Here is a 15,734-nt window from a genome sequence, read left to right as displayed (position 1 = left end):
ATACAAATGTCACTGAAAATCCGCCTTGCCCGTGCAGGCTCGAAGAAGCGCCCTTACTACCACGTTGTCATTGCTGACGTCCGCGCACCGCGCGACGGCCGTTTCATCGAGACCGTAGGCGCCTGGAACCCGATGCTTCCCAAGGACGGCGACCGCGTCAAGCTCGATGCCGAACGCATCAACTACTGGATTGGTCACGGCGCACAGCCGACGGACCGCGTCCTGCGCTTCCTGGACCAGGCCGGCATCGCCAAGCGCGATACCCGCAACAATCCTGAAAAGGCCGTTCCAGGCAAGAAGGCACAGGAGCGCGTCGCTCTCGCCAAGCAGGCTGAGGAAGATGCCAAGGCAAAGGCTGCCGCCGAAGCTGAAGCCGCCAAGGCTGCTGCCGAAGCTCCGGCCGAAGAAGCCGCTGCCAGCGAATAAGCGGTCACGCACGCTTTGTTTGAATGCGAAACGGGTGGCTCTGCCACCCGTTTTTGTTTGTGCAATGCCCAGATGTCTCGAAGCGTTACAAATCGCCCTTGCGCACGAGCTTGCCCTCCTCGGCCTTGTGGAAATATTGCGAACACACGAGCCAGCCCTTCAGTGGCCGCAACAGGAAGAGGCTGCCGAGCAGTGTCAACGGCAGCGTCGTCACGACATGCACCCAGATCGATACTTCGTAGGTCGTCTGCAGCCAGAGCGCGAAGATCATGGCGGGCACCGCGACGATAGTCATGGCAAAAAACGCCGGACCGTCGGCCGGATCGGCAAAGTCGTAATCGAGCCCGCATACTTCACATGATGGCGCCAGTTTCAGGAAACCTGCGAAAAGGTGCCCCTGCTGGCACTGCGGGCAACGCCCGAGAATGCCTGTTTTCATCGGATTTTCGGTTGCATGATAATGTACGTCTGACATGGCTCCAGCCTTTCACCGCGGATCGAGATGATGGTGCGGTGTCATTGCTCCATACAATCGAGATCCATTACCGCAAGTATATACGCCTTGTATGGATACAAATAAAGGAGATCTCGAAAATAGCGACAATTTGGCTTGATTTCTGACTCTCATCCTTATAATTGTATGGATGTTTTCCATACAATAGGTAACATGATGGCCATTTGGAAGCCGCGCATCGCAGCCACCGCCCGCTACAAGCATCAAGGCATTGCCGATGCGCTGCAGCAAGACATTGTCACCGGTGTGCTCCGCTCTGGCGATGCCCTGCCTCCCCAGCGGGAGATTGCGCGGCAACTGGGCGTTGATCTGACCACCGTAACCCGTGCCCTCAACGAGGCGCGTCGTCTCGACCTGATCGAGGCAAGAACGGGCTCCGGCACATTTGTCAAAACAGGCTACGTCCAGCCAAGGGCCACGGCGCCGGTGGCGGTTGCGCTTGACCTGAGCATGAACATCCCGCCGCAACCTGCCGCAGCAGACCTGCATCGACGCATAGCCGGTTCTATAAGCGCATTGCTCGAAGGCGCATCCAGCCATTTCCTCTCCTACCATGAAACAACCGGGACGGAAGCCGATCGCAGCGCGGCAGCGCAATGGCTTGCCCCACGCTTTGGCCGCCAGCCCGCGTCGGACCGGCTGCTTCTTGCAGGCGGGGCACAAAGCGCCCTGTTTGCCATTTGCAATCTGGTCGCCGGAGGAGGAAGCATCTGCGCCGGTGCAACGACCTATCCTGGCTTGAATTCAGCAGCGGCAGCGCTTGGATTGTCCGTTCACCCTCTTGCCATGGACACCCATGGCATCATCCCCGAGGCTTTTGACGAATGCTGCCGCCACAACGCGCCAAAGGCATTGTATGTCATTCCGTCGATAGACAATCCGACCACGGCAACAATGCCGCTGGACCGGCGGCAGGCGATCGCCCGCATCGCGGAGAACTACCGCGTCATGATCATCGAGGACGATCCCTATGCAGAGCTACTCGACGAACCATTGCCGGCGATTGCGACGCTGGCGCCGGCCATCACCTGGCATATGGCCACGCTGTCCAAATGCGTGACACCCGCACTCCGGATCGCCTACGTCGCCTGCCCCACGCCGCTTGACGTCCTGAAGCTTGCCTCCCGCCTGCGCGCCAGCAATCCAGTCGCTTCGCCGCTGCTGGCGGCGTTGGCCACACGCTGGGTCGAAGCCGGCACCCTGCAGGAGATCGCCGTCGCGATCCGGTCCGAAAGCCAGGCGCGCCAATCCCTGGCTTCCGCGATTCTGAGAAACTGGAACTATGCGGCCGAACCCGGCGGACACCATCTCTGGCTCACGCTGCCCCCGCAATGGCAGGCAGCCGAATTTTCCGGCCTGGCACGGCGCTCGGGCCTCGGCATTGTTCCGTCATCAGTCTTCAGTATTGGCACTCCACCTGGCTCGGCTGTCCGGGTGTCCCTGGGCGCAGCACCGGACCGGGAAACGCTCGAACAGGGACTGCTCCTGCTCGACCGCCTGCTGCACGAACAGCAGTTCTCGACACGCCTGATTGTCTAGTCGCACGGATTGGAAAAACTACTCTAGAACAGGCTTCCCTGCGCGGTAATCGGATGAAACACCGGACGTTTTGCCATTCCAGCGAAAACCCGGTGCTCAAGATCGAGCAGGAAACGTTTCCGACGCTGACCGCCACCATAGCCGGTCAGCGAGCCATCCGCACCTATGACCCGGTGACACGGAACCATGATCGCCACCCGGTTCTGTCCGTTGGCCGCACCGACTGCGCGGGTGGCGGCGGGTTTGCCGATGGCCCTTGCCAACGCGCCGTAGGTAGACGTAGCGCCATAGGCAATTTGCTGCAACCTTGACCAGATCTCCCGCTGAAACGCCATTCCCGGCAAAACCAGCGGGGTTTCGAACTGCGTCAGGCTTCCGGCGAAGTATTGATTCAGCTCGTCCTGCAACTGATCGATAATGGCATTGCGACCGGAAACGATCGTATAACCATAGCGCCTTTCCAATTCCTCGATTTCGGACGGCAGGGCGGGGCGGTCTTCGAACTCAAGCAAGGACAGGCCTTCGTCACCGGCCAAGGCAACCATCTGGCCGATAGGTGTCCGGATTATTCCGTGCAGCAACAGTTTGGACAAAGTCATCTCCCGTTTGAATCGGGTGATCCTACCAGTTTGATCCTGGGGGCCAATCCGTTTCTGTCAGGAGTGTACAGGCCGCCGGGACGCGACAGTTACTCTGGTGCCGGCGGCCTGCAGCGCCTGGAGAATATCATCCGGGGGTTCCTGGTCAGTCACAAGTTCACCGATGCCTCCGAAATCGCAGACCTTCACCAGACCGCGCTTCCCAAATTTCGTCGCATCGGTGATCGCGATGGTCCGGGCACCGCGCGACAGCACTGTCCGCGCAAATTCCGCCTCCTCCAGGTCAAAGTCCGTGATACCGCCTGCGGCATCAATCGCGCCAACGGAAATCACGGCATGCGAAACGCTGAAGCGACTGACAAAATCATTCGCTGAAACACCAAAGGCAGCGCCGCTGTCGCTGCGCAATTCACCACCGGCCATGAAAACCTTGTTGCCGTTGACAGTCGCCAGCGTGCGGGCGATGTCCGATGAATTGGTCACGACGGTAAGGTTGCGATGATGCAGGAGTTCGCGAGCCAGGAAGCTTGTCGTCGTACCCGTATCCAGCATTATGGATTCTCCATTCTGGATCGTCCGCGCGACAAATTCGGCAATCGTGCGCTTGGCGCCTGCATTCTCGCGCATACGCAACTCGAACGGCGCCTCACCCAGGTGCTGCGGTACACCGATGGCGCCGTGCACACGCGTGATGACGCCTGCATCCGTCATTGGCTTGACGTCACGCCGGATTGTTTCGAGTGATACTCCCAGCTTCTGCGCCAGCTCGGCGATCGAAATCGTGCCCTCTTCCTGCAGGAGCCGGCGGATTTCGCCGCGCCGCTTGGAACTCATGCCCGAAACTCCATGATAAATGCGCTAATATACTAGATATATCACAGAACTTTCAAAAATCAGACATCAAAACCACAAATTACCACAAAATCCTGTTGACAGGTGGCCGGCAATAAGGGACCCTCAGCATCGGAATTGATGGTAGTGCGTGGTTCGACAGGCTCACCATGAGGGGGCGTTTCCTTGCAGGTACCAACATACCTATGCGGGGATCCTAGAGTGAAAGTCTTTGCCATAGACGCATTTCCTGCAGATGGAGAGCCCACAACCCTCTTGATGCAGGCTATCCGCCTCATGGTGAGTCTATCGAACCGCGCACGGGTTTGCCCATGACCCTTTCTGAATCCACCCGGATGGATATCGCTGCATTGCCGCTCTGGCGCGGCGAGATCAAGGTTACCCTGCTCAAGGGCGGCATCAGCAATGAAAGCTATGTGGTCGAAGATGAGCAACGCAAATATGTGGTGCGCTTCGGCAAGGATTATCCGTTCCACCATGTCTTCCGCGATCGGGAGGCGATGACCGCACAGGCTGCGCATCGCGCCGGTTTCGCTCCAGAACTGTTCCATGCCGGCGACGGCGTGATGGTCACGGCCTTTCTTGGTGCGAAGACGTTTAACGCCGCTGATGTGCGCGCCAATATTCGCCGAATCGCTGAACTCATCCGGCAATTCCACACGACGATGCCCGAGCATATCCTCGGGCCGGGCTTCATGTTCTGGGTCTTCCACGTTATCCGCGACTATGCCCGCACCCTTCAGAAGGGCAGGAGCCGCCTGGCTTCAGAGCTGGACAGCTACCTTGCTATCGCTGCTGAAATGGAAGCTGTTCAACGGCCCCTGCCGATCATCTTCAGCCATAACGACCTTCTCCCTGCCAACATACTCGATGACGGCGACCGGTTGTGGCTGATCGACTTCGAATATGCCGGCTTCTCCACCGCCATGTTCGATCTGGCCGGCCTTGCTTCCAATGCCGGGCTTGATGCCGCGGAATCCGACGCATTGCTCGCAGCCTATTTCAAGGGCGCGCCTGACATTGAGCTCAAGCGCGCCCACGCCGCCATGCAATGCGCTTCGCTCCTGCGGGAAGCCATGTGGAGTATGGTTTCCGAGCTCTACCTGGACGCGCCCGGTGTCGACTACGTCGCCTACACCAATGAAAACCTGCAGCGCCTGGATCAGGCGCTCGACCGCTACCGAAGCACTTATGCATGAATTGTGAGACACTGATGCCGCGATCAACTGGAAGAATTGCAATATGACCATTCCTTCGAATGCCCAGGTCGTCGTCATTGGAGGTGGGATCATCGGCTGTTCGACAGCCTATCATCTCGCCAGGGACCACAAGGCCGATGTGGTTCTCCTGGAGATGGGGCAGTTGACCTCTGGGTCCACCTGGCACGCGGCCGGACTTGTCGGCCAACTGCGTTCATCCGCTTCGATTACCCGTGTGCTCAAATATTCCGTCGATCTCTACAAGCGTCTCGATGAGGAAACCGGCCTCGCAACGGGCTGGAAGATGACCGGATGCCTTCGCCTCGCGACCACGCAGGACCGCTGGACCGAGTTTCGTCGACTGGCGACAACTGCCGGGAGCTTCGGCATGGAGATGCATCTCCTGTCCCCAGCGGAGGTCAAGGCCATGTTCCCGCTGATGCAGGTAAGCGACCTCGTCGGTGCAAGCTGGCTGCCGACCGACGGACAGGCCAGCCCATCCGACATTACCCAGTCGCTGGCGCGCGGCGCCCGGATGAATGGCGCGACACTGATTGAAAATATCCGTGTCATCGGATTCGAGAAGAACGGCGACCGCATCGTAAAGGTCAAGACTGACCAGGGCGACATCAGCTGTGAGAAGGTGGTCAATTGTGCTGGCCAGTGGGCACGGCAGGTCGGCGAGATGGCGGGCATCAACGTGCCGTTGCAGCCTGTGAAGCATCAATACATCATCACGGAAAAGATCGACGGCCTTGCATCCGACGCACCGACCATCCGCGACCCGGATCGCCGCACCTATTTCAAGGAAGAGGTCGGCGGTCTGGTCATGGGCGGCTACGAGCCCAATCCGCAAAGCTGGATGACGGGCGATGTCCCGAATGACTGGCAGTTTCGCCTGTTTGACGACGATTTCGATCATTTCGAACAGCATATGCTGCAGGCCATCGAGCGAATCCCGGCGCTCGAAACCGTCGGCGTCAAGCAGATGATCAACGGGCCGGAAAGCTTTACGCCCGACGGAAACTTCATCCTCGGCGTCGCGCCGGAATGTTCCAACATGTTCGTCGGTGCCGGTTTTAATGCATTCGGCATAGCCTCGGGCGGCGGCGCGGGCTGGGTACTGGCGCAATGGGTCGTCGATGGCGAAGCGCCACTCGACCTGTGGACCGTCGACATCAGGCGGTTCTCCAACCTGCACCGAAGCCGCGACTGGGTCCGCGACAGGACGCTCGAGGCCTACGGCAAGCATTACACGGTCGGTTTCCCGCACGAGGAATATACGTCCGGACGTCCGGCCATTGTCTCGCCGCTCTATGAGCGCTTGACGAAACATCGCGCCGTGTTCGGTTCGAAACTGGGCTGGGAGCGCCCGAACTGGTTTGCACCGGAAGGCATGGCTGCCGAAGATGTCTACTCGATGGGACGCCAGAACTGGTTCGAGGCCGTGGGAGCCGAGCATCGTCAAGTGCGCGAGCATGTGGGAATTTTCGATCAATCCTCCTTCGCCAAGTTCGAACTCACAGGCAAGGATGCGGCCAGGGCTCTGGGCTATATTTGTGCCAATGACGTATCGAAAGCTCCCGGCCGCCTCACCTATACGCAACTGCTCAATACGCGGGGCGGCGTCGAATGTGACCTCACAGTCGCCCGCCTTGCCGACGACCGGTTCTATATTGTCACCGGCACCGGCTTTCGCACGCACGACTTCGCCTGGATCAGGGATCATCTCGGCAAGGGGCTCGACACGGAGCTGGCAGACGTTACCGAGGATTTCGGCACGCTCTCGTTGATGGGACCGCAGGCCCGCTCCGTTCTGGCTCGCGTCACTGGCGCCGATGTCAGCAATGGTGCCTTCCCCTTCGCACATGTTCGCGAAATCGAGATCGCCGGGACCGTGGTCCGGGCCTTGCGCATCACCTATGTCGGAGAACTCGGCTGGGAGTTGCATGTTCCAATAGGAGCAACCGGAGATGTCTTCGATGCGCTCATGCAGGCCGGCGAGGAATTCGGCATCCGACCGACTGGCTACCGCGCCATCGAGTCGCTACGGCTCGAGAAAGGGTACCGGGCATGGGGGTCCGACATCACGCCCAATGACTCGCCGATTGAGGCCGGACTTGGCTGGGCGGTCAAGCTCGGCAAGGATATCGACTTCATTGGTCGCAAGGCAATTGAAGCCCTTTGCGCTGCCCCACTGAAAAAGCGCCTCGCCTGCTTCACCGTAGCAGACAGGGACGTCGTTCTCCTCGGCCGCGAGACCATACTTCGCAATGGCGAGCCGGTCGGATATCTGACCAGCGGCGGATTTGGCTATACGGTCGACCGACCGATCGGTCTCGGTTATGTCCGTAAGGCCGAAGGCGTCAGCGACGCATTCCTGACCGACGGCAGCTACGAACTCGTGGTGGCCAATGAACGCTTCGCTGCCCGCTTTCATCCGGAGCCGCTTCATGACCCCGGCAACGGCCGGGTGCGAGGCTGACAATCTTTGCGACAAAACCACCCTGCCTGACTCCTGCCGGAAACGGGTTTGGGATGGTTTGAGCCCGGAGCCGGACAAGTTTTGCACGATCTCGTCGAATCCTGTCCGTGAATCACGGAAATCCACCCAAGATTTCTCGATTCTGGCCCAGAATTTTCAACCATGACGTGAAATATTGATGTGCCAAGTTGCCTTCGCCCGATATCCGCCGGGGTTGACTTTGGCATCTGACAGGACCAAATGACGCTATGCAGGAACGCGTGGCGCGCCCGCATATTTTCAACCGGAGTTAACCTCTAATGCCCAACGACGACAGTCATAGTCGATTGTTTGCGCCGTCGCACGGCGATCGTGGCCTGATTTAGAGATCAGCTCGCCTCGATCCCCTGTGACGGCGGATCGACGGAAAGGCGAGCTAAAATGAACGACCTTCACTTCGTAAGGGATGCGGTCCATGGCGGACCGGTCCCTGCACTGACCCTGCCCGAACAGCTTGCAACCATGCAGGCTGCCGATGCCGTCGAGCTCCTCAGCGAGCTCGAACTTGCTGATTCCATTGACATTATTGCCGGCATGTCGCGAGATCACGCCGTATTGATCCTCGATCAGCCGGAACTGCATTCAGCTGCCGCTATCATAAAGGCACTGCCCATCGCTGCCGCCCAGGAACTGCTCGACGCCATGTCGGCGGACCGCGTCACCGACATCTTCCAAGACCTCGATCCTGAGACCCGTGGCCGCATCATCCCCGGTCTTGCCAACGAAACGAAACTGGCGCTGAGCAAACTCCTGCGCTACCCGCCGCACACCGCAGGCAGCCTGATGACGACTGAATTCGTCAGCGTTCCGGCCGATTGGAGCGTTGCCCGCACGCTACAGCACATTCGCGACGTAGAGCGTTCGCGCGAAACCGTTTATGCGATCTATGTCATTGATCTTGCTACAAAAATCTTGCTGCGGGCGGTCACCTTGCGTAGGCTGATCACCGCCGATCCCGAGGCCTCGATCATGTGCGTCGGCCGCGATGTCGCCCCCGTGACAGTCGCACCTTCGACCGATCAGGAAGATGTTGCCAGGCTCTTCCGCAAGCATGACCTGCTCGCTGTTCCCGTGGTCAATGACGGCAACCAAATCATCGGCATTGTGACAGTCGATGATGTGATCGACGCCATGACCCAGGAAATGACCGAAGATACATTGAAGTTCGGCGGTATGGAAGCTTTGCACAAGCCCTACATGCAGATCGGATTCCTGCACATGCTCCGCAAGCGTGCCGGCTGGCTCGGTATCCTGTTCCTGAGCGAGATGCTGACCGCCAGCGCCATGCAGCACTTTGAAGGCGAACTGGAAAAGGCTGTCGTGCTGACACTGTTCATTCCGCTGATCATGAGTTCAGGCGGCAACTCCGGTTCGCAGGCCACCTCCCTGCTCATCCGTGCGCTCGCGCTCCAGGAATTGCGTTTGAAGGACTGGTGGCGTGTCGCCATGCGCGAAATACCGACGGGCCTGGTGCTTGGCTCATTCCTCGGGCTGATCGGCGTCATTCGCATCACCGCATGGCAAATGCTGGGACTCTACGACTACGGCGAGCATTGGGCGCTTGTCGCTGCTACCGTTGGTACGGCGCTTATAGGAATTGTGACCTTCGGGTCGCTCGCGGGTTCCATGCTGCCGTTCATATTGCAGAAGACAGGCTTCGATCCTGCGAGCGCGTCCGCGCCTTTTGTCGCCACCTTGGTCGATGTCACCGGATTGGTTATCTACTTCAGCATTGCGCTGGTGATCCTGTCTGGAACCTTGCTCTAGTGCCATTTCGACCGGGCTAGTAGGTGCTGCCGGCACTGGCCTGCATGGCTGCCATGCAGGCCATAACGCTTTGCCCCCTTTCGCAAATGCGAAAAAACATGTATGGAGCGCGCAAATGTAAAGCGGCGCATCATACGTGGCGTCCACAATCCTCCAAAAGAGATACTCATGAAACTGCGCAACATCGCGATCATCGCACACGTTGACCATGGCAAGACCACCCTTGTTGACGAACTATTGAAACAGTCCGGCAATTTCCGCGACAACCAGCGCGTTGCCGAGCGCATGATGGATTCCAACGACATCGAAAAGGAACGCGGGATCACCATTCTCGCGAAAGCCACATCAGTCGTCTGGAAAGACACACGCATCAATATTGTCGACACCCCCGGCCACGCCGACTTTGGTGGCGAAGTTGAGCGCATCCTCAGCATGGTTGACGGCGCGATCGTTCTCGTCGATGCCGCCGAGGGCCCGATGCCGCAGACCAAGTTCGTGGTCGGCAAGGCGCTCAAGGTGGGACTGCGTCCCATCGTCGCCATCAACAAGATCGATCGTCCTGATGCGCGCCACGAAGAAGTGGTGAACGAGGTCTTCGACCTTTTTGCAGCCCTTGACGCAACCGACGAGCAGCTTGATTTTCCCATCCTCTACGGTTCGGGCCGCAATGGCTGGATGGCGACGAACCCGGAAGGTCCTCAGGACCAGGGTCTTTCGGCGCTGTTCGACATGGTGACAGAACATGTGCCGGCCCCGACTGTCGGCGATGGCGCTTTCCGCATGATCGGCACGATCCTTGAAGCTGATCCGTTCCTCGGCCGTATCATCACCGGCCGTATTCATTCCGGCACGGTCAAGTCGAACCAGCAGGTAAAGGTCCTGCATGGCGATGGTACCCAACTCGAAACCGGCCGTATTTCCAAGATTCTCGCATTCCGCGGCTTGGAGCGTCAGCCGATCGAAGAAGCCCATGCCGGTGACATCGTCGCTATTGCCGGTCTGCAGAAGGGCACGGTTGCCGACACCTTCTGCGCGACTGAAGTGACAGAACCGCTGCATGCCCAGCCTATCGATCCGCCGACCGTCACCATGTCGTTCATCGTCAATGATTCCCCGCTGGCCGGTACCGAAGGCGACAAGGTTACAAGCCGCGTCATCCGTGACCGCCTGTTCAAGGAAGCCGAAGGTAATGTCGCGCTGAAGGTCGAAGAGTCCGGCGACAAGGACTCGTTCTTCGTTTCGGGCCGCGGCGAATTGCAGCTTGCCGTGCTCATCGAGAACATGCGCCGCGAAGGCTTCGAGCTCGGCGTATCGCGCCCGCGTGTCGTCATGCAGAAAGACGACGACGGCAACATGCTTGAGCCGATCGAGGAAGTGCTTATCGACGTCGATGAGGAGTATTCGGGCACCGTTGTGCAGAAGATGTCCGAACGCAAGGCCGAAATGGTCGAACTGCGTCCGTCCGGCGGCAATCGCGTGCGCATGGTGTTCTATGCGCCGACGCGCGGTTTGATCGGCTACCAGTCAGAACTGCTGACCGACACACGCGGCACGGCGATCATGAACCGTCTGTTCCGCGCGTACGAGCCCTACAAGGGCGAAATTGCCGGCCGCAATAACGGTGTCCTGATCTCGAATGACCAGGGTGAATCCGTAGCTTTCGCGATGTGGAACCTTGAGGATCGCGGTCCAATGGTCATTGATGCGGGCGTCAAGGTCTATGCCGGTATGATCATCGGTATCCACTCGCGTGACAATGATCTTGAGGTGAATGTCCTGAAGGGCAAGAAGCTGACAAACATTCGTGCTGCCGGCAAGGATGAAGCGGTCAAGCTGACGCCCCCGATCCGAATGACCCTCGAACGCGCACTGTCCTGGATTCAGGATGACGAGCTTGTGGAAGTCACGCCCAAATCAATCCGGCTGCGCAAACTCTATCTGGATTCGAACGAACGCAAGCGTTTCGAAAAGAGCAGCAAGACTGCTGGCGCTGCATAAGGCTCGCGCCTACACGGGAACTGGAAAAAGCGGCGATTTCGCCGCTTTTCTTTTTCGTGCACGAGACGAAGATTCATTTTCAGGCATAGTTGCGGAACCTCGGGCTGCGGGTTTATGGTTAAGGGACCATGAACACCCATGTGATTGAGATTAGACGGGCAGATATGGCCGACGCCGAGGCGATTTCGGCCATTCACTTTGCCGCATGGAAGGGTGCCTATGCCGGAATTATTCCGCACCGCGCCCTCAATACAATGCTGGAACGCCGTGGGGCAGCGTGGTGGACCCGCGCCATCCAGCGCTCGACGCAAGTCCTTGTGGCCGATGTGGGCGGTGTCGTCGCCGGTTACGCCACCCTCGGCCCCAATCGTGCGCGCCAGCTTTCGCAAAGGGGCGAAGTCTATGAACTCTACATCCGCCCTGAATACCAAGGCCTGGGACTTGGCACCCGGCTCCTGGGTGCGGCCCGTCGCAGCCTGGTCGACCAAGGCTTGAAGGGCCTGGTCGTTTGGGCGCTTGACGACAACGACATCGCGCTTTCCTTCTATCGAAATGCCGGTGGCCGTGATGTCGCCGAGGGTGTCGAGTGCTTTGAAGGCAAGACGCTCAAGAAGATTGCCTTCGTCTGGGACTGACCGCCAAAGCCAGTGCTATAGTTGCCTTTGACGCGGCCTTTTCTGCCGCGATTGTCGTCGATCCCCACCTCAAACCCCATCAAACGGCCTCTGAACGTCTAATAGGCACGCCAATTGTTGCGCTGCCTCGTAAAAATCAGTACAGCACTCCCAAACCAACAAGGACTCTTAAAACATGCGCATCGATGCCATTCCTGTCGGCAACAATCCTCCCGAAGATGTCAACGTAATCATCGAAGTTCCGGTTGGCGGTCAGCCAATCAAATACGAGCTCGACAAGGACTCCGGTGCCTTGTTCGTCGATCGCTTCCTGCACACGCCGATGACCTATCCGGGCAATTACGGCTTCGTACCGCATACGCTCTCCGATGACGGTGATCCCATCGATGTTCTGATCTGCAACACGCGCGCTCTTATGCCTACAAGCGTGATCAACGTGCGCCCGATTGGTGTCCTGGTCATGGAAGACAACAAGGGCCAGGATGAGAAGATCATTGCCGTCCCCTCGCCGCATCTGACCCTTCGTTATGAAAAAGTGCACAACTACACGGATCTTCCGGAAATCACCCTCAAGCAGATCCAGCATTTCTTTGAGCACTACAAGGATCTGGAACCCGGCAAATGGGTAAAGATCGGCGATTGGGGTGATGAAGATGCTGCGCGCCAGCTGATCACCGAGGCCATCGAGCGCCACAAGGCCAAGAACGGCTGATCAATTAACGATCGGGCGAGACGAGAGCGGAAAGCTTGATGGCCAAAGCTTCCGGATCGCCCGAAACTCTTATTTGCTTGAGCCGCGATGCCGCGCCGGCGGCTATTGTTACATCTCGCGCCGCCAATTCCAGCCACTTCGCCACCAGCTTCTCCAGCGCCGCATTGGCCTTTCCGTCTTCGGGAACCGCACGTACACGTGCCTTCAAATAAACCCGACCGTCGTCCATTGTTTCCTCACCCTCAATCGCATCCCGCGAAGATTTCGGCGTCAGCCGAACGAAGAGCGTGACGCCGAGATCGTCCGCGCGAAAGAAACCGGGGCGGTTCAAACCAGCATCGGGGCGATCGTGGTCCAAAGAAGCTGTCGAATGAAGAAGATGATCAGCAAGAGGACAATCGGTGAAATATCGATCCCGCCAAGATCGGGCAGAAAGCGGCGGATGGGCCGCAAGGCCGGTTCGGTCACACGGTAGAGGAAATCTCCAACTGAAGCGACGAAACGGTTGCTGGAATTGATCACGTTGAAAGCGAAAAGCCACGAAAAGATCGCACTGGCGATAATGATCCAGGTATAGATATCAAGTGCCAGATCGATGGTGCGGATAAGGGCGAGCATACATTTCTCCTAGAGCAATCACGCGACATGTAGCGATTGGCTGGTCTGCGAGCAAGGGGGCTCACGAATTCAGGCCGATATCGTCCATCTCGATCTTCACTGCGCAGTATTCATCACAAGTTGATCGGTGCAAGAGCGTTAGCCTAAGGTATTAAAGTTCGTTGCTATTGATTGATATTGTTGGATTCAAAAAACAATAATAACTTTGCGCTTGTGATGCGGGCTATACCAGCCTGTTCTCCATCCTTAGGGGGTTTCCATGCTCAATAAACTGTCGGCCGAATTCTTTGGCACGTTCTGGCTCGTCTTGGGCGGTTGTGGTAGCGCTGTAATTGCTGCTGCCTTTCCAGATGTCGGCATTGGTTTGCTTGGTGTTTCCTTAGCATTTGGTCTTACAGTACTGACAATGGCCTATGCTGTTGGCGGTATTTCCGGCGGACATTTCAACCCTGCTGTTTCCCTTGGTCTTGCGGTCGCGGGTCGATTTGACCCTAAAGATCTTGTTCCGTATTGGATTGCGCAGGTTGCAGGCGCAATGGTTGCAGCAGCCGTGCTCTATCTGATCGCTTCCGGTAAGGCTGACTTTGTGGCCGGCGGATTCGCGTCGAACGGCTACGGCGAGCTTTCACCCGGCAAATACGGGTTGACCTCGGCGCTTGTGGCAGAAATTGTGTTCACTGCCTTCTTCATCCTCATTATCCTTGGTGCTACTTCCGCCTCCGCTCCCGCCGGATTCGCACCCATGGCGATTGGACTTGGTCTGACGTTGATCCATCTGGTTTCAATTCCGGTAACGAACACGTCCGTCAATCCGGCCCGCTCCACAGGTGTTGCCCTGTTTGCTGAAACTGCCGCACTCAGCCAGCTCTGGCTTTTCTGGGTCGCCCCGCTCGTCGGAGCGGCACTTGGTGCTGTTATCTGGAAATCCCTGCTGGGCAAGGATACCGAAATGTCTGTGACCCAAGCCGTGGCCGCTTGACGATGGAAGGGGCCGGTCAAGCCGGCCCCTTTTGTCACCGAAACATTATTTCTGATTTTTCTTATCCCCATTCGTCATAAACTGGTCTAGAAGAATGGCTCCAGATTCCGGAGCCTTTCAACGAAATGTCAGTTCCCGAAATGAATGCGGCTCACGATCGCTACGCCGCCTTTCGCCATTCGTCGTTCACCCTTTATTGGTTTGCCCGCTTCTTTGGCTCCTTTGCCATACAGATCATCAGCGTATCTGTCGGCTGGCAAATCTACGATCTGACTCGGGATCCATTCTATCTGTGCATCGTCGGGCTGGTTCAGTTTGCTCCCTCATTGCTGCTGGTCCTCGTCACTGGCGCAGCATCCGACAGATTTGGGCGACGGCTTATCATGGGCCTGTCATTGTGCGCGGAAGTGCTTTGCGCCGCGCTGCTTCTTTTGCTGACTCTCACCCACCAGTTCACGCCTGGGCTCGTTTTCATCATTCTCGCCGGTTTTGGTATCGGACGCGCGTTCCTTGGGCCCGCCTCGGCATCCCTTGTGATCAATCTCGTGCCCACCGAAAGTTTCGCAAACGCCGTATCGTGGAATTCATCGGCATGGCAGATTGCAACGATCGTCGGTCCGGTCGTGGGCGGTCTGCTTTACGGCATCTCGCCTGTCGCCGCCTACGGTATTGCCAGTGTCATGCTGGTAATTGCGACCATCTGCACGTTCATCATCCCCAAGCCCACGCAGCACACTCTCTCCGAAAAGCGGTCGCTTCAGACGTTGCTCGCCGGTTTCCACTACATCTGGAAAGAGAAGGTCGTGCTGGGCGCCATCTCGCTCGATCTCTTTGCGGTATTGCTGGGCGGCGCAGTCGCGCTGCTTCCTGTCTATGCACGCGACATTCTTCAACTCGGCCCATGGGGCCTCGGCATGCTCCGGGCCGCCCCTGGCATCGGTGCTCTCCTGACGGCCGTCTGGCTGACCGGTCATCCGATCCGGGATCATGCGGGATTGATGATGTTTGGGTTTGTTGCCCTTTTCGGGTTGCTCACCATCATGTTTGGCGTATCGGACATTGCGTGGTTGTCCATTGTTGTGCTTGCACTGATGGGCGCTGCCGATATGGTCAGCGTCTATATTCGCGAGACGCTGCTGCAGCTTTGGACACCAGATCATGTGCGCGGCCGGGTCAATGCCGTCAACATGGTCTTTGTCGGCGCGTCCAACGAACTGGGAGAGTTCCGCGCCGGCATCATGGCCTCGCTGATCGGCACGATACCGGCCGTAGTATTCGGTGGAGTCGGAACCATGGCAGTGGCCTCTCTTTGGGCCTACTGGTTCCCGCAGTTGCGCAAGGCGCGCAACCTGCAGGGTAGAACCTGACGATA

15 protein-coding genes are annotated in these 15,734 nt (G+C 58.0%); 10 read left to right on the top strand and 5 right to left on the bottom strand.

All coding sequences use genetic code 11. The annotated features are described in order from the left end of the window. The first annotated feature begins 6 nt into the window (after positions 1-6). On the top strand, positions 7-426 hold the full coding sequence (gene rpsP / locus K9U38_RS17595) for a 30S ribosomal protein S16 (protein WP_224495652.1): 420 nt from the start codon (positions 7-9) through the stop codon (positions 424-426). A gap of 85 nt (positions 427-511) precedes the next feature. Here rpsP and K9U38_RS17590 read toward each other — a convergent pair whose 3' ends face one another. Further along, entirely contained in the window at positions 512-901 is a 390-nt protein-coding gene (locus K9U38_RS17590) for a DUF983 domain-containing protein (RefSeq protein WP_224495651.1), read from the bottom strand. A 195-nt stretch (positions 902-1,096) separates the two neighbouring features. On the opposite strand from K9U38_RS17590, the gene K9U38_RS17585 reads away from it, so the two are divergent. Then, positions 1,097-2,479 carry an aminotransferase-like domain-containing protein gene (locus K9U38_RS17585; RefSeq protein WP_370631980.1) on the top strand — a complete coding sequence of 461 codons (1,383 nt, stop codon included), beginning with the start codon at positions 1,097-1,099 and terminating at the stop codon, positions 2,477-2,479. A gap of 23 nt (positions 2,480-2,502) precedes the next feature. On the opposite strand, the gene K9U38_RS17580 is transcribed toward K9U38_RS17585, so the two are convergent. Continuing rightward, positions 2,503-3,078 carry a methylated-DNA--[protein]-cysteine S-methyltransferase gene (locus tag K9U38_RS17580; protein ID WP_304622563.1) on the bottom strand — a complete coding sequence of 192 codons (576 nt, stop codon included), beginning with the start codon at positions 3,076-3,078 and terminating at the stop codon, positions 2,503-2,505. Positions 3,079-3,135: 57 nt separating this feature from the next. Further along, on the bottom strand, positions 3,136-3,912 hold the full coding sequence (locus K9U38_RS17575) for a DeoR/GlpR family DNA-binding transcription regulator (protein WP_224495649.1): 777 nt from the start codon (positions 3,910-3,912) through the stop codon (positions 3,136-3,138). A 329-nt stretch (positions 3,913-4,241) separates the two neighbouring features. Between K9U38_RS17575 and K9U38_RS17570 the strand changes: the two genes are divergently transcribed. From K9U38_RS17570 to ppa, 6 genes are all read left to right on the top strand, one after another. Continuing rightward, on the top strand, positions 4,242-5,129 hold the full coding sequence (locus K9U38_RS17570; RefSeq protein WP_224495648.1) for a phosphotransferase: 888 nt from the start codon (positions 4,242-4,244) through the stop codon (positions 5,127-5,129). Between the two features lie 43 nt (positions 5,130-5,172). After that, positions 5,173-7,614 (top strand): GcvT family protein, encoded by a 2,442-nt coding sequence (locus tag K9U38_RS17565; protein ID WP_224495647.1) that lies wholly within the window; start codon positions 5,173-5,175, stop codon positions 7,612-7,614. Positions 7,615-8,034: 420 nt separating this feature from the next. After that, a complete protein-coding gene (gene mgtE, locus K9U38_RS17560; RefSeq protein WP_224495646.1) occupies positions 8,035-9,420 on the top strand; it encodes a magnesium transporter in 1,386 nt (461 codons plus the stop codon). A gap of 168 nt (positions 9,421-9,588) precedes the next feature. Then, complete coding sequence (typA, locus tag K9U38_RS17555; RefSeq protein WP_224495645.1) at positions 9,589-11,418, top strand: translational GTPase TypA; 1,830 nt, start codon at positions 9,589-9,591, stop codon at positions 11,416-11,418. A 128-nt stretch (positions 11,419-11,546) separates the two neighbouring features. Further along, positions 11,547-12,053, top strand: a complete 507-nt coding sequence (locus tag K9U38_RS17550; RefSeq protein ID WP_224495644.1) for a GNAT family N-acetyltransferase — start codon at positions 11,547-11,549, stop codon at positions 12,051-12,053. A 175-nt stretch (positions 12,054-12,228) separates the two neighbouring features. Next, entirely contained in the window at positions 12,229-12,765 is a 537-nt protein-coding gene (ppa, locus tag K9U38_RS17545) for an inorganic diphosphatase (protein ID WP_224495643.1), read from the top strand. A 4-nt stretch (positions 12,766-12,769) separates the two neighbouring features. Here the strand turns inward: ppa and K9U38_RS17540 are convergent, their stop codons facing one another. Together K9U38_RS17540 and K9U38_RS17535 are read right to left on the bottom strand one after the other, a co-directional pair. Next, positions 12,770-13,096, bottom strand: a complete 327-nt coding sequence (locus K9U38_RS17540; RefSeq protein ID WP_224495642.1) for a DUF167 family protein — start codon at positions 13,094-13,096, stop codon at positions 12,770-12,772. Then, positions 13,093-13,383: a YggT family protein gene (locus K9U38_RS17535; RefSeq protein WP_106712648.1), complete on the bottom strand. Its 291-nt coding sequence runs from the start codon at positions 13,381-13,383 to the stop codon at positions 13,093-13,095. The genes K9U38_RS17540 and K9U38_RS17535 overlap by 4 nt, the downstream gene beginning before the upstream one ends. Positions 13,384-13,642: 259 nt before the next feature. Between K9U38_RS17535 and aqpZ the strand changes: the two genes are divergently transcribed. Together aqpZ and K9U38_RS17525 are read left to right on the top strand one after the other, a co-directional pair. Then, positions 13,643-14,362: an aquaporin Z gene (gene aqpZ, locus K9U38_RS17530; RefSeq protein ID WP_224495641.1), complete on the top strand. Its 720-nt coding sequence runs from the start codon at positions 13,643-13,645 to the stop codon at positions 14,360-14,362. A gap of 125 nt (positions 14,363-14,487) precedes the next feature. Beyond that, the gene (locus tag K9U38_RS17525) at positions 14,488-15,729 is read left to right on the top strand and encodes an MFS transporter (RefSeq protein WP_224495640.1); all 1,242 of its coding nucleotides are present in this window, start codon (positions 14,488-14,490) and stop codon (positions 15,727-15,729) included. The last annotated feature ends 5 nt before the right edge of the window (positions 15,730-15,734 follow it).

Origin of the sequence: Phyllobacterium lublinensis (assembly GCF_020164435.1) — a bacterium.
GTDB lineage: Bacteria > Pseudomonadota > Alphaproteobacteria > Rhizobiales > Rhizobiaceae > Phyllobacterium > Phyllobacterium lublinensis.
This window is presented reverse-complemented; position numbering and strand designations above follow the sequence as displayed.

Coding starts and splice junctions, on each gene's coding strand:
- rpsP (WP_224495652.1), top strand. CDS start 7: ATGTCACTGAAAATCCGCCTTGCCCGTGCAGGCTCGAAGAAGCGCCCT.
- K9U38_RS17590 (WP_224495651.1), bottom strand. CDS start 901: ATGTCAGACGTACATTATCATGCAACCGAAAATCCGATGAAAACAGGC.
- K9U38_RS17585 (WP_370631980.1), top strand. CDS start 1,097: ATGGCCATTTGGAAGCCGCGCATCGCAGCCACCGCCCGCTACAAGCAT.
- K9U38_RS17580 (WP_304622563.1), bottom strand. CDS start 3,078: ATGACTTTGTCCAAACTGTTGCTGCACGGAATAATCCGGACACCTATC.
- K9U38_RS17575 (WP_224495649.1), bottom strand. CDS start 3,912: ATGAGTTCCAAGCGGCGCGGCGAAATCCGCCGGCTCCTGCAGGAAGAG.
- K9U38_RS17570 (WP_224495648.1), top strand. CDS start 4,242: ATGACCCTTTCTGAATCCACCCGGATGGATATCGCTGCATTGCCGCTC.
- K9U38_RS17565 (WP_224495647.1), top strand. CDS start 5,173: ATGACCATTCCTTCGAATGCCCAGGTCGTCGTCATTGGAGGTGGGATC.
- mgtE (WP_224495646.1), top strand. CDS start 8,035: ATGAACGACCTTCACTTCGTAAGGGATGCGGTCCATGGCGGACCGGTC.
- typA (WP_224495645.1), top strand. CDS start 9,589: ATGAAACTGCGCAACATCGCGATCATCGCACACGTTGACCATGGCAAG.
- K9U38_RS17550 (WP_224495644.1), top strand. CDS start 11,547: ATGAACACCCATGTGATTGAGATTAGACGGGCAGATATGGCCGACGCC.
- ppa (WP_224495643.1), top strand. CDS start 12,229: ATGCGCATCGATGCCATTCCTGTCGGCAACAATCCTCCCGAAGATGTC.
- K9U38_RS17535 (WP_106712648.1), bottom strand. CDS start 13,383: ATGCTCGCCCTTATCCGCACCATCGATCTGGCACTTGATATCTATACC.
- aqpZ (WP_224495641.1), top strand. CDS start 13,643: ATGCTCAATAAACTGTCGGCCGAATTCTTTGGCACGTTCTGGCTCGTC.
- K9U38_RS17525 (WP_224495640.1), top strand. CDS start 14,488: ATGTCAGTTCCCGAAATGAATGCGGCTCACGATCGCTACGCCGCCTTT.